This window comes from uncultured Sphaerotilus sp., assembly GCF_963924895.1.
GTDB lineage: Bacteria > Pseudomonadota > Gammaproteobacteria > Burkholderiales > Burkholderiaceae_C > Sphaerotilus.
The window spans coordinates 172723-188843 of the sequence record NZ_CAWURG010000012.1; the positions used below are offsets into that span (position 1 = coordinate 172723).

The window sequence follows — 16121 nt, forward strand, 5'->3', positions numbered from 1 at the left end:
TATTCATGCAGTGATGCGCTTCGGATCTGTCGAGTCCCTTCTGTTCACCGCGACCGTCAGCGATTACTTGCCGGACGACGAACTGGCCGTGCTCCAGGAACACCTGTGCGAGTTCCCCGACGCCGGCGACCTGATCCGTGGCTCCGGCGGCGTGCGCAAGCTGCGCTGGGCGCGACCGGGGACGGGCAAATCGGGCGGTGTGCGTGTCTGCTACTACGTGCGGACCCACGCCGGACAGATTCTGTTGTTGCTGATCTATGCCAAGAGCGTGCGCGCCTCGATCCCCGGCGCCGTCCTCAAGGCCCTGAAAGAGGAACTCGACGATGACCACCACCACGCCCCGCCTCACTGACGCCGAACTCGCCGCCCGAGACGCCCGCCGCGACCTCGGTGCCGAACTGCTGCAATCGGTGCGCGACCTCAAGGCGGGCCGCTGGGGTCGCCGCACCACATTCGAGCCACAGCCGGACGGCACCGTGCGCCGCCGCGTCGAGCGATCCGACGGTACGGTCGAGGCCGACGAGATCCTCAGCGGCCCGAAGTGGGAACTCGTCGCCGCCCGCACGCGCAGCGGCTTGTCACAGGCCGAGTTCGCGCAGGCGCTGGGAGTGTCCCGGCGTACGCTGGAGAACTGGGAGCAGGGCCGCGTGCAGCCGACCGGGGCGGCGCGGCAACTGCTGTGGCTCGCGGCGCGTTACCCCGACACGCTGGAGCGCTTGCGCAGGCAAGGTCTCCTGGACCAGCCTTGAAGTCGCTGCAAAAAGAGCGACAGTTGTCCTCACATTCGCAGCAGTCAGACCCGCTGTAGCCAGAAATCCGCACAGATCCCGCCGACCTTGATCGAGATCATGATCCGGCCCACCCCGCGCAGCAAAATCCCCGCTGCAACGCCTTTGTCGCCGAGTACCTGTCGGCCCGGCTTTCCCATCCCGCGCAAGCGCTTGGTACCCCAGCGTCTTGCGTATGCTGCTTCGGTTCCGTACCCTGATTCCATCCACACCAAAGGACCCCGACCATGACCATGCAACGCCGTGTTTTCCTGATGACCCTGGCTGCCTCCGGCGCCGTGATCGGCACTGCCGCCCAGGCGCAAGCCATGGTCGACGAGAAGGATCCCGCCGCCGCCGGCCTCGGCTATGTGGCTGACGCCAAGAAGGCTGATACCAAAAAGTTCCCGAAGTACGCCGCTGGCCAGAACTGCGCCAACTGCGCGCTCTACCAAGGCAAGGCCGCGGACAAGGCTGGGGCATGCCCGCTGTTCGCCGGCAAGCAAGTGGCCGGCGCCGGCTGGTGCAGCGCCTGGGCCAAGAAGGCCTGACCGTCGCCTGATCCAGTCCTGATCGACCGCGCAGCGGGTCCGGCCAGCGTGCCGCGACCCGCTGCGTTTTTTTGCGCCCGGGCTGTCGCAGAATGGCGCCGAACCCCCTCGGAGTGCCCATGGCCGATCTGCACGATCTCCCCGCTACCGCGCTGCTTGCCCTCTACCGCCACGGCGACGTCTCGCCGGTGGAGGTGACCCGCGCCGTGCTCGACCACATCGCCCGCTGGGAGCCGCATCTGTGCGCCACCTACGCGCTCGACCCGGACGGTGCGCTGCAGCAGGCGCAAGCCGCCGAAGCGCGCTGGCGCCGCGGCGAGCCCTGCGGCCTGCTGGACGGCGTGCCGACGATGGTCAAGGAGAACATTGCCACCCGCGGCACCCCGACGCCGCTGGGCACTGCCGCGACCATCCTCAACCCCGCACCGGTCGACGCCCCGCCCGCCGCCCGCTTGCGCGAGGCGGGCGCCGTGCTGCTGGGCAAGACGACGATGCCGGACTACGGGATGCTGTCGTCCGGCTTGTCGAGCTTCCACCCGCTGACGCGCAACCCGTGGGATCTGACGAAGAACCCGGGCGGCTCCAGCGCGGGCGCCGGGGCGGGCGCGGCGGCGGGTTACGGCCCGCTCCACCTGGGCACGGACATCGGTGGCTCGGTCCGCCTGCCGGCGAGCTGGTGCGGGGTCTTCACGCTCAAGCCGAGCCTGGGCCGCATCCCCATCCAGCCGCCGTACGCCGGCCGTGTCGCCGGCCCGATGACACGCACGGTGGCCGATGCCGCGCTGATGATGCGCGTGCTGAGTCAGCCGGACTGGCGCGATGCAACCAGCCTGCCAGCGCAGGACATCGACTGGGACGCGCTGGAGATCGACGCGCGCGGCCTGCGCCTCGGGCTGCAGCTGGACGCCGGCTGGGGCATGGCGCTGGACGGGCAGGTGAGGGCGGCGATCGAGGACGCGGCGCGGCGTTTCGAAGCCGCCGGGGCCGTCGTCGAGCCGATGCCCGCGTTCATGACCCGCGAGATGGCCGACGGCATGGACCGCTTCTGGCGGATGCGCTCGTGGCTGGACATCTCGGCGCTACCGGCCGAGCGCCGGAACAAGGTGCTGCCCTATATCCGTGAGTGGGTTGCGACCGGCGCGGATCTGACCGCTGCCCAGGTCTTCCATGGATACAGCCAGATGGCCGCGATGCGCGACGCGGCGGTGGCGGCGACGCAGCCCTTCGATTTCGTGCTCTCGCCGGTGGCGCCCTGCGTGGCATTCGCCGCCGACTGGGCCAGTCCGCTGAACGACCCGCAGCGGCCGTTCGAGCACATCGCCTTCACGCTGCCGTGGAACATGAGCGAACAGCCGGCTTCGTCGGTCAACGCGGGCTGGAACGATGCGGGGCTGCCGATCGGGCTGCAGATTGTCGGGCGGCGCCATGACGATCTGGGGGTGCTGCGGATGAGTCGGCTGTGGGAGCGGCTGCGCGGCGCGCAGCGGGCGTGGCCCGGTCCGGCGGCATGACTCGGACGTGATCCGGGCATGAAAAAGGGTGGCACCAGGCCACCCTTGAAACGACATGGGCTGTCGCTGGCTCAGCGCTTGAGCGCGTCGCGGATTTCGCGCAGCAGCACGACGTCTTCGGCCGGCGGGGCGGGCGGTGCCGGGGGTGCCGGGGGGGCTTCACGCTTCATGCGGTTCATGGTCTTGACCATCATGAAGATGATGAAGGCCAGGATCACGAAATTGATGGCAATGGTGATGAAGTTGCCGTAGGCCAGCACGGCACCGGCCTTCTTCGCTTCGACCAGGGTGGTTGCGGTCTGACCGTTCAGCGCGATGAAGCTGTTGCTGAAGTCCATGCCGCCGAAGATCTTGCCGACGATCGGCATCACGACATCACCGATCAGCGAGTCGACGATCTTGCCGAATGCACCGCCGATGATCACACCGACGGCGAGGTCCATCACGTTGCCCTTGAGGGCGAATTCCTTGAACTCACTGGCCATGCTCATTGGTTTCTCCTGTTTTCTGATTAAGCGCTTGACAACATGCCGTTACGCTGGCGTGAAGTATTACCGGCGTCAGTTTTCTGTCAAGTCGGAATCTCGCGGTGCAGGCGTGTTGTTTTTGCCCCAGCTTAAGCGCGCCTGCTGTGGGGGAGCCTGTTGCCAGATGTGGAGAACCAGCGTGCCGCTGGGCTAGAATCAGGGGTTGTCCCCATCTCAGACCGGACCTTCTTTTCCCGAGGAATCACATGAGTGACCAGCAAGTCGACCAGGCCAAGCGGACGTGGCTGATCGCGTCGGGCTGCGCCGGCGCTGTCGGCGGTTTAGCGACTGCCGTGCCCTTCGTCAGCACCTTCACACCCTCCGAGCGCGCCAAGGCGGCCGGTGCAGCGGTGGAAGTCGATATCGGTGACATCAAGCCGGGCGAGAAGCTCACGGCCGAATGGCGCGGCAAGCCCGTGTGGATCGTGCGCCGCACCCCCGAGCAGCTCGAAGCGCTCAAGTCGCTTGATTCGCAGATGGCCGATCCGAATTCGGAGCGCAAGGCCTTCCCGATGCCCGAGTACGCCAAGAATGCCGGCCGCTCGATCAAGCCCGAGTATCTGGTGGTCGTGGGCATCTGCTCGCACCTTGGATGCTCGCCGTCGGACAAGTTCCAGGCCGGCCCGCAGCCTTCGCTGCCGGACGACTGGAAGGGCGGCTTCCTGTGCCCCTGCCACGGCTCGACCTTCGACCTCGCGGGCCGTGTCTACAAGAACAAGCCCGCGCCGGACAACCTCGAAGTCCCGCCCCACATGTACCTGTCCGACACCAAGTTGCTCATTGGTGAAGACAAGAAGGCTTGAAGGAACTGAGGTCCAACATGGCTGAATTCAAAGTCGCTCCCCCCGACGCTTCCGCAGGCGAGAAGCTGCTGACCTGGGTGGACAACCGCTTCCCGGCGTCCAAGCTGTACAAGGAGCATCTCTCCGAGTACTACGCGCCGAAGAACTTCAATTTCTGGTATTTCTTCGGCTCGCTGGCGCTGCTGGTGCTGGTGATCCAGATCGTCACCGGGATTTTCCTGGTGATGCACTACAAGCCCGACGCCGCGCTGGCGTTCGCCTCGGTCGAGTACATCATGCGCGATGTGCCCTGGGGCTGGCTGGTGCGCTACATGCACTCGACGGGCGCATCGGCGTTCTTCGTCGTGGTCTACCTGCACATGTTCCGTGGCCTGCTGTACGGTTCGTACCGCAAGCCGCGCGAGCTGGTCTGGGTGTTCGGCTGCGCGATCTTCCTGTGCCTGATGGCCGAAGCGTTCATGGGTTATCTGCTCCCCTGGGGCCAGATGTCCTACTGGGGCGCCCAGGTGATCGTGAACCTGTTCGCCGCTGTGCCCTTCGTCGGTGAAGACCTGGCGCTGCTGATCCGCGGCGACTACGTCGTCGGTGACGCGACCCTGAACCGCTTCTTCAGCTTCCACGTCATTGCCGTGCCGCTGATCCTGCTGGGCCTGGTGGTCGCGCACATCATCGCGCTGCACGAAGTGGGTTCGAACAACCCGGACGGCGTCGAGATCAAGGCCAAGAAGGACCCGAAGACCGGTCACCCGCTCGACGGCATCCCCTTCCATCCGTACTACTCGGTGCACGACCTGCTGGGCGTGACCGTGTTCCTGATGGTGTTCACCGCGATCATCTTCTTCGCGCCTGAACTGGGTGGCTACTTCCTCGAGTACAACAACTTCATCCCGGCCGACCCGTTCAAGACCCCGGCGCACATCGCCCCGGTCTGGTACTTCACGCCGTTCTACTCGATGCTGCGCGCCACGACCGACGACCTCGTCAACGTGCTGTGCGTGATCATCGGCCTGTCGGCGGTGCTGGCGGTGCTCAAGGGCCTGGTCCCGGGCAAGGCCAAGATCGTCGTGCTGGTGGCCGCGGTGGTGGCGGCTGTGCTGCTCAAGACCTTCGACGCCAAGTTCTGGGGCGTGGTCGTGATGGGCGGTGCCGTGATCATCCTGTTCTTCCTGCCCTGGCTGGACAAGAGCCCGGCGAAGTCGATCCGGTACCGTCCTGACTGGCACAAGTACCTGTACGCGGTGTTCGTCGTCTTCTTTGTCGTGCTGGGCTACCTGGGCATTCAACCGCCGTCGGTCGCCGGCACCCTGACCGCCCAGGTCGGCACGCTGTTCTACTTCGGCTTCTTCCTCCTGATGCCGTGGTGGACGCAGCTTGGCAAGTTCAAGCCGGTCCCCGACCGCGTGACCTTCCAGCCGCACTGATGCCTGCCCACGGACACGGAGCCCCGACAACCATGAAAAAGTTCATTGCTTCCCTGCTCGTTGCGGCATCGGCCTGTCTGGCTGTGCTTTCACCGGCACAAGCCAACACCGGCGGTATGGCCTGGGACAAGTTCCCCGAGCAGAAACTGACCGACACGACCGCGCTGCAGCGTGGCGCCAAGCTGTTCGTCAACTACTGTCTGAACTGCCACTCGGCGGCGTACATGCGCTACAACCGCCTGCGCGACATCGGCCTGACCGAAGAGCAGATCAAGACCAACCTGATGTTCGCCACCGACAAGGTGGGTGACACGATGGCGGTCTCGATCGATCCGCGCCAGGCCAAGGACTGGCTGGGTGCGGCACCGCCGGATCTGACCGTGATCGCCCGCTCGCGTGCGGGTGCCAATGGTTCGGGTGCAGACTATCTGTACACCTACCTGCGCACCTACTACCGCGACGAGACCAAGGCGACCGGCTGGAACAACCTGGCCTTCCCGCTGGTGGCGATGCCGCACGTGCTGTGGGAACTGCAGGGCGAGCGCCGCGCGGTGTTCGAGGAAGTCAGCGATCCGCACGATGCCGCCAAGAAGACGCATGTCTTCAAGAACTTCGAGCAGATCAAGCCGGGCCAGCTGTCCGCGCAGGACTACGACAGCGCCGTGGGCGATCTGGTCGCCTACCTGCAGTGGATGGGAGAGCCGGCGCAGAACTACCGCACCAAGCTGGGTGTGTGGGTCCTGCTGTTCCTCGGACTGTTCACCGTGATTGCGTGGCGCCTGAACGCTGCGTTCTGGAAGGACATCAAGTGATGTCGATGTCCTGACGCCGTGCCCGTCACGGGCCGGCGTCTGCCGCGCAGAGGTGCTTGAACGCCTCTGCGCGATTTTCTTTTTCCGAGACCGGATCACAGGGGTGTCCTGTGGTCTCTCTCCCTGATACGCCAAGGAGCGATCCCAGCCATGATGGTGCTTTACTCCGGGACGACCTGCCCCTACTCGCATCGCTGCCGTTTCGTCCTGTTCGAAAAGGGCATGGACTTCGAGATCCGCGACGTCGATCTGTACGCGAAGCCGGAAGACATCGCGCTGATGAACCCGTACAACGAGGTGCCCATCCTCGTCGAACGCGAACTCATCCTGTACGAATCGCACATCATCAACGAGTACATCGACGAGCGCTTCCCGCACCCGCAGCTCATGCCGGGTGACCCGGTCGCGCGTGCCCGTGTGCGCCTGTTCCTCTTCAACTTCGAGAAGGAACTGTTCACCCACGTGAACACGCTCGAGAACCGCAGCGGTGGCAAGCCCACCGACAAGGAACTCGACAAGGCCCGCTCGCAGATCCGTGACCGCCTGACGCAGCTCGCGCCGATCTTCCAGAAGAACCGCTACATGCTGGGCGACGATTTCTCGATGCTCGACGTGGCGATCGCGCCGCTGCTGTGGCGTCTGGATTACTACGGCATCGAGCTGTCGAAGAACGCGGCGCCGCTGCTGAAGTACGCCGAGCGCATCTTCTCGCGCCCGGCTTACATCGAAGCACTGACGCCGTCCGAAAAGGTGATGCGCAAGTAAGCGCAGACCGCCGATCCGCTGTCCACGCACGCCGCCATCCGCCATGTCCATCGATTCTGATTCCCAGGGCACGTCCACGCGGCCCTACCTCGTGCGCGCCTTGCACGACTGGTGCACCGACAACGGCTTCACGCCGCTGCTGGCCGTGCACGTCGACGAATCGGTGCGTGTGCCGATGGAGTTCGTCAAGAACAACGAGATCGTGCTGAACGTCAGCTTCGACGCGACCAGTGGTCTGCGTCTGGGCAACGAGTTCATCGACTTCAAGGCCCGCTTCGGCGGGATTCCGCGCGACATCACGGTTCCGATCGACCACGTGATCGCCATCTATGCCCGTGAAAACGGGCAGGGCATGGCCTTCCCGGTGCCGACAGAGCCGTCGACGCTGGGTGCCAGTTCCCAGGAGGCGACACTGGCCCCGGCGCCCGCCCCCTCGGGACTGCGTCTGGCCAGCGAGCCGACGACAGCCAAGCCGGACAGCGATGAGCCGCCGCCATCGGCACCGCCCGCCGGTGGGCGCCCGTCGCTCAAGCGCGTCAAGTAAGGCAGGCGCCGCGGATTTTTCATTACAATCCGCACCCCGTGCCGACTTAGCTCAGTTGGTAGAGCAACTGTCTTGTAAACAGTAGGTCATCCGTTCGATTCGGATAGTCGGCACCACATCAGGCCCCGAGAGGCCACGACAGACAAGAAAAGCCCTAGAGAATCAACGCTCTAGGGCTTTTTTCATGCCCGCATGGCCACGGATAACCACGGTTGAACCTGCCCCCGTCTGGGGGCAACAATGGGGGCAGGTCCAGAATCTGCCCCCGCCAACCGGAAAACCTGCCCCCACATGGCCACCACGAACACCCTGTCAGACGCCGCCATCCGCAAGGCGAAGCCCGGCGAGAAGCCCCGCAAGCTGTCCGACGGCGGAGGGCTTTACCTGGAACTGCAGCCGAACGGGGGCAGGTGGTGGCGTCTGAAGTACCGTTTCGAGGGCAAGGAAAAGCGGATCGGGCTGGGCACATACCCCGAGGTGTCGCTGGCCGATGCCCGCAAGCGTCGAGACGAGGCCCGCGCACTGGTGGCCGCCGGCACCGACCCGAGCGAGGCCCGCAAGGCTGGCAAGGCCGAACACCAGCGCCAGCAGCACGCCGAAGCCCTGGCCGCCGCCGGCGAGCCGCTGCCGGGCACCTTCGAGCATGTGGCGCGAGAGTTCCACGCCGGCAAGGCTGAGGGCTGGTCAGCGTCCTACGCCGGCAAGTGGTTGACCTACTGCGCCCGCGACCTGTTCCCCAGGCTGGGGGCGCTGCCGCTGGCGGACATCACCGCGCCGAAGCTGCTGGAAGTGCTGCGCCTGGTCGAAGCGCGAGGCACCCGCGTGTCAGCGCACGACCTGCGGCAGTACGCCGGGCAGGTGTTCCGCTACGGCATCCAGACCGGGCACTGTGAGCGCAACCCCGCCGCCGACCTGGCCGGCGCCCTGAAGCCCGCCCAGGTGCGCCACATGGCCGCCGTTCTGGAGCCGGTGCAGGTTGGCGCGCTGCTGCGCAACATCGGCGAGTACGCCGGGCACCCTGTGACCCGTGCCGCGCTGGCGCTGTCGGCGCTGCTGTTCCAGCGTCCGGGCAACGTGCGGGCGATGGAGTGGAGCGAGATCGACCCCGAGGCCGCCCTGTGGACGATCCCGGCCGCCAAGATGAAGCGCACGGTTCACGGCAAGATCAACGGCCGCCCGCACCTCGTGCCGCTGGCTGGGCAGGCCCTGGCCATCCTGGAAGAGCTGCGACCGCTGACGGGCCGCGGCCGGTTCGTGTTCCCGTCCCTCATGGGTGGCGGCGAGTGCATGAGCGAGAACACGATCAGGGCCGCGCTGCGCCGCATGGGGTACACGAACGAAGAGATGACCGCGCATGGCTTCCGGGCGATGGCGCGCACGCTGATCGTGGAGCGCCTGCCGGGGATCGGTCCTGACGTGATTGAGGCGCAGCTGGCGCACGGCAAGGCCGGACCGCTGGGCATGGCCTATGACCGCGCGGAGTTCATGGACCAGCGCCGCCAGATGATGCAGACATGGGCGGACTACTTGGGCCACCTGCGCGATGGTGCGCAGGTGATCCCGTTCAAGGCCGCGTGAAGGGGGAAGAGATGCAAGACCGTGAACCCGTCGAGATCGAGGTGTTCGGCCGGCCCGTGCGCCTGCTGAGGTGCTTTCAGGAGTGGGACGACATGGCGCCGACCGATGACCCGCAGGTGCGCCACTGCCACCAGTGCGCCACCAACGTGCGCCGCGTGGCCGGTGCCGAGGACTTCGAGGCGCCCGAACGCTGCGTGAACCTGTGCCTGGAAGAGGTGACGATTTCCGGTGCGCCCCTGTACGGGTAGCATCTGGCCCGCCGCGCCTAGGCTGATCCCCGAACCCCAGGCGCCCCACCTGGTCGGCGCGGCACTTCATCGGTGGGGCTGCGTTGGGGAACGCATGGAATCACTGGACTACTGGCGCCTGTGCGATGAGCTGAGCATCGTTCATGCCGCTTTGCTTACCGTCGGCGTTGACCCGAGCAGCGAGGAAGGCGCCAACTGCGACCGCTGGAAAGAGCACGAGCAGCCCAAGGGGTATCTGGCCGTCAAGAGCGCCATGATCAGGGCCATCATGGCGGAAAGTCTGCCGGCGAAGCTCAGGTACTGGGATGAGCCAGATTGCAGAACCGAGCCGGCCATGAACTGGTGCGAATCGTCTGTGAGCGTTGATGACCTCAAGACCTGGCTTCGCTCGCATGGGTTCACGTCGGGGTTCTTCTTTCAGAACGAAGAGGCTGGAACGCCCGGATACCTGGACCCCAAGAACCCCAGGTACTCGCCGAAGCTGGCCGCCGCTGTCAGTGCCTGGCTGGCCGTGGAAGACGCCGCCCCCGGAAAGAGCGCAAAGCAGACGCTTGAGCGATGGTTGCGAGAGCGTGCCGCCGGATTCGGTCTAGCCGATGAGGACGGAAACCCCGTGAATCAGGCAATGACCGAGTGCTCTACGGTGGCGAATTGGCAGACTGGCGGAGGGCCTGGCAAGACCCCTGGATGACCCCTACCCACCCCCCCGGGGGGTAGGTTTCGGCCTATGGGGTGGGCAAGTTTTCCGAACCTGCCCGGCTATTCGGCGGTGCGTTCGGTCGGAAAACTGCCGACCCATGCACAACACCACACACCCCCAAATCACCCCGATTGCCCCGCTTCGCAAGCCCGCCCCGGCTCGCATGACGGCCGCCCGTGTCTCCCCCGAACTCGCCGACCTTCAGCGCCTGTCCGTCCGGGACGTGGCCGCCCTGATCGGCCGCGGCGAGCAGTCGATACGCGACATGGTGAAGGCCGGCAAGTTCCCGCCCGCCGACCACCGCGACGGCCCGAAGTGCGTTCGCTGGTCTGCCGGCACGGTGCGCCGCTGGCTGGAATCGACCAGCACCGCCGCCGCGAAGTAAGGGGCAGGCCATGCAGACCACCCCAGAAAACGGAAAGGGCCGCCGCGTTACCAGCGCGACGACCCCCATGCAGACCGGTGCAGATGCTACGGCAGGCGACCAGCGCCAGCAACTGCCCGCCATCCTCACACCTCGTGCCCGGCGCATCCTGCTGGCGCTGCTGGTGCGCGACCGCACACGCGAAGAGATCGACCGCGCTGCAGGTGCATCGAACGGGCCGGATGAGGTGCTGCGCATCCGCCAGCGTTTCGGCCTGGCCATCCCATGCACCCGCAAGGGGTCGAAGGACCGGGACGGCCAGAAGGTCGAGATCGGCGTTTACCGCCTGACCGAGGACGACCGCCCGAAGGCACGCCGCGTGCTGGGGTCGAACGCGATTCAGGGGGTGCAGTGATGTTCCGCGCCTTGTTTTTCAAGAAGCACCCGTTTTCCGGTGTTGCCGGTGTTGCAGGTGTTGCAAAGGGCCGCTTCCCCAGGGAAACCGGCATTCTGTGGGTGCAACACCTGCCGCAACACCCGGTGTTGCACGGTGTTGCAGCATCGGAGCCTGTCGGTTCAGGGTGCGCAGTGATGGCCACGTATTGCCACGAGGCGCCCCAAGGTGGCAAACTGCGCACAGGTGCTAGTCACACCTTCATCAGTTCAGCGTCCACCCGCCACGTCAGTGCGGGTTTGCCATGCCCGAACACCGTCAGGTTTTGGGGCTGGGAGCGCCCACCCGCAAGGCCGGCGGCACGACTGAACTCGTGTGACTATCCCCAGCCCCACCCGCTGCGCCTAGTCCGCGTGGAGGGTGGTTCTCAGAAGCTCGTTCAGGAGCCTGAAGCCATGAAGACCCCGAACGCCGGCACGCCCGGCACCGCTGCGGCATCTGCCCGCTACGTCCCCGCCCACTACCTGCGCCGCCTGGCGCACACCCTGGCCAGCAAGGCGACCCGCCGCGAGGCACTGCGCGCCAAGGCCTTCGAGCTGATCGCAGCTGACCGGATCGGGGGTGCGCGATGAACGCCGCCGTCCTGTACCTGCGCGCCATCGTGCAGACCTTCAAGAACGATTCCGCTCTGGTGAAGCACATCGCCAAGTGCGCAGGCATGAACCGGAGGCAGCGCAACGACCTGGCCGAAGTGCTGGCCAGCATGCGCCGAAAGGGCTTGCCCTTTGCTCGCCTGACGGGGCTTGAGCTGGGAAGCTGGGGCGCTGCCGTCGTGGCGATCCTGGCCGATGGCCGCCCCGGCATTGGTGCCGCCATCACCGAAGAGCCGCCCGCCGACCTGGCCACCGTCGAAGCCCTGTGCAGGGAAGAGGCCGAAGACCTGGAACCCGGTTTCCTGCTGCTGGTCATCCCCGCGGGTGTCGTGGCTGGGGGTCTGCAATGAGCACCACCACCCACACCCCCGGCCCGTGGCGCTGTGACGCGGCACGCTCCCGTGTGACGCTTCCATCTGGTGCCGCGCTGGCATTCGTGAACATCATGGTCGCCGATGGCAGTCAGCAGCACGACGCGAACGTCTACCTGATTGCCGGCGCTCCCGAGCTGCTGCGCTGCGCCGTGATGGCGCTGGAAGAGCTGCAGGAGGCTGCACGGGTCAACCCGCTGGCCCCTATCGCCTTCCGCGCTCTGCAAGCCGCCATCACTGCCGCGACCAGCGCCAGCGACACCACCACCGAACACCCCGGAGCCTGACATGGCCACCAAGAACACCGCCGGCAAGGCTGCCGGTCAAGCCGCTGCATTGCCCACCGCCGACCTTCTGCGCTCGGTTGCCCACCTGGCCGGCGAACTGGACACCCTTCACAGCCGCCTGAAGCACGACGTTTCCCCGCTGCTGCGCGCCCTGGAGAACCTGACCAACTGCCACCGCGTGCTGTCCGGCATCGAGCAAGCCGCCAACCGGGACAAGGGGTTCAACGAGCGGATTGCCGCGGCTGTCGAAGGCTGGCGCGATCCGATGATGGACGAACCGCTTGAGCTGGTCGGCGACCTGGCACGGGTTGCCGTGAACGTCTTCATCGACCACCAGACCGAGGCCGAAGCACTGGTGAGCCGCGCCTATGCACTGGCGAACCAGACGGGAGGGGCTGCAGCATGAACCGCCCCCTGACGTTCCAGACGGTCGAGTTCAAGGTGATCGACCACCACGGCCAGACTTGGCTGACGATGCGCGACATCACGGCCGCGCTCTACAGCGGCACCGAAGGGGGTGACACTTCTGTCACCCCAGGTGCTCAAGGGGGTAGCAGAAGTGTTACCCCTTCCGCGGAGGCTTCGATGCGCCGCGTCTTCGCCCGCCATGCTCACGAGTTCACCGCCGACATGACGGCACTGGTGAAGCTGCAGACGGCCAAGGGGCTGCAGAAGGTCCGCATCTTCTCCCTGCGTGGCGCCTACCTGCTGGGGATGCTGGCCCGCACGCCCAAGGCCGAAGCGTTCCGCCGCTGGGTGCTGGATGTACTGGAGGGCGTCACCCGCGCCCCTGCCGGCCTTCACGCCCGTCTGATCGAGGCCGAACAGGCGGAAGCACAGTCGTTCGCCCGTGCCCGTGTTCACTCGCAGGGCATGAACCAGCGCCGCAAGGAGAAGCCGCGGCTGTTGAAGCACATCGAGGCGCTGCGCGAGCTGGTGCAACTGGCGCTTCCGCTGGAAGGTGGTGCAGCATGAACGGCCTTCACGACTTCCTGAACGCCGTGCGTGCCGAGCTGGGGCACGCACCAGACGCCGACCGCGTGCAGGCCGGCGAGTTCGTCCGCTTCCCCACCAACGGCAAGCCGAGCAACCGGGACGGCTGGCTGAAGTGGTTCGCCGATGGCGACGGGGGCTGCTACGGCTGCAAGCGCCAGCAGATCAGCGCATCCTGGCAGGCTGGCCGGCGCGGCTACCTGAGCCCGGCTGATCGGCTGCAGCGTGCCCGCGAGCGTGCCGAGGCATCCGCCCGCAGTGCCGAGCAGCAGCGCCAGCAGTGGGCAGAGAACGCCCGGCGCAATGCCCGGCTGTGGGCCGCCTGCCGGGTTCTCGATCCCGAGGACGTGGCGTGCCGCTACCTGCGCCGCCGACTGCGTGCGCTGCCCGAGGTGCTGCCGGAGGCGCTGCGCTTTCACCCTGGCGTGGACTACTGGCACGACGGCCAGCGCATCGGCACCTTCCCTGCGCTGGTGGCTGCCATCACCAGCCCGGCCGGCGAGCTGCTGGCGCTGCATCGCACCTACCTGGATCCGTCCGGCCGAAAGGCCACCCTGCCCGAGGGCGCACCCGCCAAGAAGCTGTCAGCAGCATCCGGGCCGATCATGGGCGGTTGCATCCGGCTGGCCACGCCGACCGAGGCCGGGCTGATCGGCGTCGCGGAGGGCGTGGAAACCGCGCTGGCCGCGTCCCTGGCCGGCCGGCTGCCCGTGGTGGCCGCCTACTCTGCGGGGGCGCTGGCCGCGTGGCAGTGGCCACCCGAGGCCCGGCACATCGCCATCTGTGGCGACAACGACCCGGCCGGGCTGGAAGCTGCTGACAGCCTGGCTGAACGCGCCCTGTCGGCCGGGCTGCGCGTGCATCGCGCCATCCCGTCACAGCCTGGAATGGACTGGTGCGACGTATGGGCGAGCCGTGACGAGTGCCCCGAACCCCTGACCGCGGAGGGCACCGCCCATGCATGAGAACCACGACAACGCCGACGACCTGAACCGACTGTCCGGCATCGCTGCAGGTGACGGCGTGGAGGTGCGGGATGTGCCCGAGCCTGCCAGCGGCAAGACCCGCCGCAAGCCTGACGCCCGCCCGCCGCAGTCCCGCCACGAAGGCGGATCGTTCGAGCTGATCGAACACCCGAAGGCCGGCGAGTCGGCGGGCGTGTACTTCACCGGCTTCGATCAGGAGGGCAACGCCAAGGCGCCGCTGTGGGTGTGCGCGCCGCTGCAGATCATCGCCAAGACTCGGGGCACCAAGTCGGCCGATTGGGGCCGCCTGCTGGAATGGCGCGACCCTGATGGCCGCCCGCACCGCTGGGCGGTTCCCGCTGAGCTGCTGGCCGGCGACGGCCTGGAGGTGCGCCGCGAGCTGATGCGGCTGGGTCTGGAGGTGGCACCGTCGAAGCGTGCCCGCGACATGCTGAGCACGTACATGCAGGTGTGGCCCGTGACCGAGCGGGCGCGCTGCGTGGAGCGGCTGGGCTGGCATGGTGCCGTATACGTGCTGCCCGATGAGGCCATCGGAGCCGAGGCCGAAGCCGTGGTGTTCCAGTCGTCCGCCGCCGTGGAACCCGCCTATGCCCAGGCCGGCACCGCTGCGCACCGGCGGGACGGTGTGGCCACGCTGGCAGCTGGCAACAGTCGAATGGTGTTCGCCATCGCCTGCGCCTTCGCGCCTGCCCTGGCTGCGCTAGTCGGCGAGGACTCGGGAGGCTTCCACCTGCGAGGCAAGAGCAGTTCCGGCAAGTCGACTGCGCTGGCGCTGGCCGCGTCCGTCTGGGGCAACCCGGCGAGCTTCACCCGGCTGTGGCGCACGACCACGAACGGCCTGGAGGGGCTGGCCGCCGTGCACAGCGACTGCGTGCTGATCCTGGATGAGCTGTCACAGATGGACCCCAAGGACGCCGGAGACGCCGCCTATCTGCTGGCGAACGGGCAGGGCAAGACCCGGGCAAGCCGGGCCGGCATGGCGCGACAGCCTGCCCGCTGGCGCCTGCTGTTCCTGTCTGCTGGGGAGGAATCCCTTGCCGCCATGATGGGCCGGGCTGGCAAGCGGTCCAACGCTGGGCAAGAGGTGCGCCTGGCAGACATCGAGGCGGATGCAGGGGCCGGGCTGGGAGCCTTCGAGACGCTGCACGACCACCCGACCGGCGCCGCGCTGTCGCTGGCGCTGAAGGATGGCGCCGCGCAGCACCATGGAGCCGTCGGCGTCGAGTGGCTGCGCCGCGTGGTGGCGGATCGTGTCAGCCTGGCTGAACGGGCCGGCGAGCTGGTGCGCGAGTTCGTCGCCGAACACACCCGGCCGGACTCCCCCGGGCAGGTGATGCGCGTGGCGCGTCGCTTCGGGCTGGTGGCTGCTGCTGGCGAGCTGGCCGGCGAGCTGACGGGCTGGAAGGGTGGCGAGGCATTCGAGGCTGTCGGCAAGTGCTTCACGGCCTGGCTGGATGGCTTCGGGGGCGACAGCAGCCGCGAGGACCGCGCCCTACTCGGGCAGGTGCGGGCGTTCTTCGAGGTGCATGGCGCATCCCGCTTTGAGGATGTGGCCGCCACGGTAGAGCAGCGCATCCCGAACCGGGCCGGCTTCTGGCGCGATGGCGAGGACGGAGCCCGTCAGTTCCTCGTGTTGCCCGAGGTGTTCAAGCGTGAGGTCTGCCAAGGCTTCGAGGCCAAGGCTGCCGCGCAGGTGCTGGTGAAGGCTGGTGTCATCCAGCCCGGCAAGGACGGCAAGGCGAGCCGATCAACGCGCCTGCCGGGCATCCCGGCCGCCCGCGTCTACGTCTTCACCGGCAAGGTCTGGGAGGGCAGCGAGGCATGAAAGCGAGTTCAGCGCCTTTTC

The 16121-nt window shown here is 67.0% G+C and carries 22 protein-coding genes and 1 tRNA gene; 22 read left to right on the top strand and 1 reads right to left on the bottom strand.

From position 1 onward, the window contains the following. Positions 1-13: 13 nt before the first annotated feature. The 4 genes from AABN02_RS04960 to AABN02_RS04975 all read left to right on the top strand — a co-directional run bounded on the left by AABN02_RS04960 (position 14) and on the right by AABN02_RS04975 (position 2829). Positions 14-352 (top strand): transcriptional regulator, encoded by a 339-nt coding sequence (locus AABN02_RS04960; RefSeq protein ID WP_338413807.1) that lies wholly within the window; start codon positions 14-16, stop codon positions 350-352. Further along, positions 324-749: a helix-turn-helix domain-containing protein gene (locus AABN02_RS04965; protein ID WP_338413808.1), complete on the top strand. Its 426-nt coding sequence runs from the start codon at positions 324-326 to the stop codon at positions 747-749. The genes AABN02_RS04960 and AABN02_RS04965 overlap by 29 nt, the downstream gene beginning before the upstream one ends. Positions 750-1015: 266 nt before the next feature. Further along, complete coding sequence (locus tag AABN02_RS04970) at positions 1016-1318, top strand: high-potential iron-sulfur protein (protein WP_338413809.1); 303 nt, start codon at positions 1016-1018, stop codon at positions 1316-1318. A gap of 119 nt (positions 1319-1437) precedes the next feature. Beyond that, the gene (locus AABN02_RS04975) at positions 1438-2829 is read left to right on the top strand and encodes an amidase (protein ID WP_338413810.1); all 1392 of its coding nucleotides are present in this window, start codon (positions 1438-1440) and stop codon (positions 2827-2829) included. Between the two features lie 71 nt (positions 2830-2900). Here AABN02_RS04975 and mscL read toward each other — a convergent pair whose 3' ends face one another. Continuing rightward, the gene (gene mscL, locus AABN02_RS04980) at positions 2901-3320 is read right to left on the bottom strand and encodes a large conductance mechanosensitive channel protein MscL (RefSeq protein WP_338413811.1); all 420 of its coding nucleotides are present in this window, start codon (positions 3318-3320) and stop codon (positions 2901-2903) included. Between the two features lie 242 nt (positions 3321-3562). Between mscL and petA the strand changes: the two genes are divergently transcribed. The 18 genes from petA (at position 3563) to AABN02_RS05070 (ending at position 16100) form a co-directional block, all read left to right on the top strand. Next, the gene (petA, locus tag AABN02_RS04985; protein ID WP_338413812.1) at positions 3563-4159 is read left to right on the top strand and encodes a ubiquinol-cytochrome c reductase iron-sulfur subunit; all 597 of its coding nucleotides are present in this window, start codon (positions 3563-3565) and stop codon (positions 4157-4159) included. Between the two features lie 17 nt (positions 4160-4176). Beyond that, a complete protein-coding gene (locus tag AABN02_RS04990) occupies positions 4177-5580 on the top strand; it encodes a cytochrome bc complex cytochrome b subunit (protein WP_338413813.1) in 1404 nt (467 codons plus the stop codon). Positions 5581-5612: 32 nt separating this feature from the next. Beyond that, entirely contained in the window at positions 5613-6392 is a 780-nt protein-coding gene (locus tag AABN02_RS04995) for a cytochrome c1 (protein WP_338413814.1), read from the top strand. A gap of 150 nt (positions 6393-6542) precedes the next feature. After that, positions 6543-7157: a glutathione S-transferase N-terminal domain-containing protein gene (locus AABN02_RS05000; RefSeq protein WP_179634374.1), complete on the top strand. Its 615-nt coding sequence runs from the start codon at positions 6543-6545 to the stop codon at positions 7155-7157. Between the two features lie 43 nt (positions 7158-7200). Next, the gene (locus AABN02_RS05005; RefSeq protein ID WP_338413815.1) at positions 7201-7701 is read left to right on the top strand and encodes a ClpXP protease specificity-enhancing factor; all 501 of its coding nucleotides are present in this window, start codon (positions 7201-7203) and stop codon (positions 7699-7701) included. A 40-nt stretch (positions 7702-7741) separates the two neighbouring features. After that, positions 7742-7817 (top strand) — tRNA-Thr (locus tag AABN02_RS05010). A gap of 175 nt (positions 7818-7992) precedes the next feature. Next, positions 7993-9279 carry an integrase arm-type DNA-binding domain-containing protein gene (locus AABN02_RS05015; RefSeq protein WP_338413816.1) on the top strand — a complete coding sequence of 429 codons (1287 nt, stop codon included), beginning with the start codon at positions 7993-7995 and terminating at the stop codon, positions 9277-9279. A gap of 11 nt (positions 9280-9290) precedes the next feature. Then, positions 9291-9527 carry a hypothetical protein gene (locus AABN02_RS05020; protein ID WP_338413817.1) on the top strand — a complete coding sequence of 79 codons (237 nt, stop codon included), beginning with the start codon at positions 9291-9293 and terminating at the stop codon, positions 9525-9527. A 94-nt stretch (positions 9528-9621) separates the two neighbouring features. Continuing rightward, positions 9622-10218 carry a hypothetical protein gene (locus AABN02_RS05025; protein WP_338413818.1) on the top strand — a complete coding sequence of 199 codons (597 nt, stop codon included), beginning with the start codon at positions 9622-9624 and terminating at the stop codon, positions 10216-10218. Positions 10219-10390: 172 nt separating this feature from the next. Continuing rightward, positions 10391-10612, top strand: coding sequence for a helix-turn-helix domain-containing protein (locus tag AABN02_RS05030; protein WP_338413819.1), 222 nt, complete (start codon positions 10391-10393; stop codon positions 10610-10612). Positions 10613-10622: 10 nt separating this feature from the next. Further along, positions 10623-11006, top strand: coding sequence for a hypothetical protein (locus AABN02_RS05035; protein ID WP_338413820.1), 384 nt, complete (start codon positions 10623-10625; stop codon positions 11004-11006). Between the two features lie 434 nt (positions 11007-11440). After that, positions 11441-11617 carry a hypothetical protein gene (locus tag AABN02_RS05040; RefSeq protein WP_338413821.1) on the top strand — a complete coding sequence of 59 codons (177 nt, stop codon included), beginning with the start codon at positions 11441-11443 and terminating at the stop codon, positions 11615-11617. After that, on the top strand, positions 11614-11988 hold the full coding sequence (locus AABN02_RS05045) for a hypothetical protein (RefSeq protein ID WP_338413822.1): 375 nt from the start codon (positions 11614-11616) through the stop codon (positions 11986-11988). Before AABN02_RS05040 ends, AABN02_RS05045 begins: the two co-directional genes overlap by 4 nt. Beyond that, a complete protein-coding gene (locus AABN02_RS05050) occupies positions 11985-12296 on the top strand; it encodes a hypothetical protein (RefSeq protein WP_338413823.1) in 312 nt (103 codons plus the stop codon). The genes AABN02_RS05045 and AABN02_RS05050 overlap by 4 nt, the downstream gene beginning before the upstream one ends. Position 12297: 1 nt before the next feature. After that, the gene (locus AABN02_RS05055; protein WP_338413824.1) at positions 12298-12702 is read left to right on the top strand and encodes a hypothetical protein; all 405 of its coding nucleotides are present in this window, start codon (positions 12298-12300) and stop codon (positions 12700-12702) included. Beyond that, the gene (locus AABN02_RS05060; RefSeq protein WP_338413825.1) at positions 12699-13271 is read left to right on the top strand and encodes a Bro-N domain-containing protein; all 573 of its coding nucleotides are present in this window, start codon (positions 12699-12701) and stop codon (positions 13269-13271) included. Before AABN02_RS05055 ends, AABN02_RS05060 begins: the two co-directional genes overlap by 4 nt. Then, positions 13268-14254 carry a toprim domain-containing protein gene (locus AABN02_RS05065; RefSeq protein ID WP_338413826.1) on the top strand — a complete coding sequence of 329 codons (987 nt, stop codon included), beginning with the start codon at positions 13268-13270 and terminating at the stop codon, positions 14252-14254. Before AABN02_RS05060 ends, AABN02_RS05065 begins: the two co-directional genes overlap by 4 nt. Beyond that, the gene (locus AABN02_RS05070) at positions 14247-16100 is read left to right on the top strand and encodes a DUF927 domain-containing protein (protein WP_338413827.1); all 1854 of its coding nucleotides are present in this window, start codon (positions 14247-14249) and stop codon (positions 16098-16100) included. The genes AABN02_RS05065 and AABN02_RS05070 overlap by 8 nt, the downstream gene beginning before the upstream one ends. Positions 16101-16121 lie beyond the last annotated feature (21 nt).

Coding starts and splice junctions, on each gene's coding strand:
- AABN02_RS04960 (WP_338413807.1), top strand. CDS start 14: ATGCGCTTCGGATCTGTCGAGTCCCTTCTGTTCACCGCGACCGTCAGC.
- AABN02_RS04965 (WP_338413808.1), top strand. CDS start 324: ATGACCACCACCACGCCCCGCCTCACTGACGCCGAACTCGCCGCCCGA.
- AABN02_RS04970 (WP_338413809.1), top strand. CDS start 1,016: ATGACCATGCAACGCCGTGTTTTCCTGATGACCCTGGCTGCCTCCGGC.
- AABN02_RS04975 (WP_338413810.1), top strand. CDS start 1,438: ATGGCCGATCTGCACGATCTCCCCGCTACCGCGCTGCTTGCCCTCTAC.
- mscL (WP_338413811.1), bottom strand. CDS start 3,320: ATGAGCATGGCCAGTGAGTTCAAGGAATTCGCCCTCAAGGGCAACGTG.
- petA (WP_338413812.1), top strand. CDS start 3,563: ATGAGTGACCAGCAAGTCGACCAGGCCAAGCGGACGTGGCTGATCGCG.
- AABN02_RS04990 (WP_338413813.1), top strand. CDS start 4,177: ATGGCTGAATTCAAAGTCGCTCCCCCCGACGCTTCCGCAGGCGAGAAG.
- AABN02_RS04995 (WP_338413814.1), top strand. CDS start 5,613: ATGAAAAAGTTCATTGCTTCCCTGCTCGTTGCGGCATCGGCCTGTCTG.
- AABN02_RS05000 (WP_179634374.1), top strand. CDS start 6,543: ATGATGGTGCTTTACTCCGGGACGACCTGCCCCTACTCGCATCGCTGC.
- AABN02_RS05005 (WP_338413815.1), top strand. CDS start 7,201: ATGTCCATCGATTCTGATTCCCAGGGCACGTCCACGCGGCCCTACCTC.
- AABN02_RS05015 (WP_338413816.1), top strand. CDS start 7,993: ATGGCCACCACGAACACCCTGTCAGACGCCGCCATCCGCAAGGCGAAG.
- AABN02_RS05020 (WP_338413817.1), top strand. CDS start 9,291: ATGCAAGACCGTGAACCCGTCGAGATCGAGGTGTTCGGCCGGCCCGTG.
- AABN02_RS05025 (WP_338413818.1), top strand. CDS start 9,622: ATGGAATCACTGGACTACTGGCGCCTGTGCGATGAGCTGAGCATCGTT.
- AABN02_RS05030 (WP_338413819.1), top strand. CDS start 10,391: ATGACGGCCGCCCGTGTCTCCCCCGAACTCGCCGACCTTCAGCGCCTG.
- AABN02_RS05035 (WP_338413820.1), top strand. CDS start 10,623: ATGCAGACCACCCCAGAAAACGGAAAGGGCCGCCGCGTTACCAGCGCG.
- AABN02_RS05040 (WP_338413821.1), top strand. CDS start 11,441: ATGAAGACCCCGAACGCCGGCACGCCCGGCACCGCTGCGGCATCTGCC.
- AABN02_RS05045 (WP_338413822.1), top strand. CDS start 11,614: ATGAACGCCGCCGTCCTGTACCTGCGCGCCATCGTGCAGACCTTCAAG.
- AABN02_RS05050 (WP_338413823.1), top strand. CDS start 11,985: ATGAGCACCACCACCCACACCCCCGGCCCGTGGCGCTGTGACGCGGCA.
- AABN02_RS05055 (WP_338413824.1), top strand. CDS start 12,298: ATGGCCACCAAGAACACCGCCGGCAAGGCTGCCGGTCAAGCCGCTGCA.
- AABN02_RS05060 (WP_338413825.1), top strand. CDS start 12,699: ATGAACCGCCCCCTGACGTTCCAGACGGTCGAGTTCAAGGTGATCGAC.
- AABN02_RS05065 (WP_338413826.1), top strand. CDS start 13,268: ATGAACGGCCTTCACGACTTCCTGAACGCCGTGCGTGCCGAGCTGGGG.
- AABN02_RS05070 (WP_338413827.1), top strand. CDS start 14,247: ATGCATGAGAACCACGACAACGCCGACGACCTGAACCGACTGTCCGGC.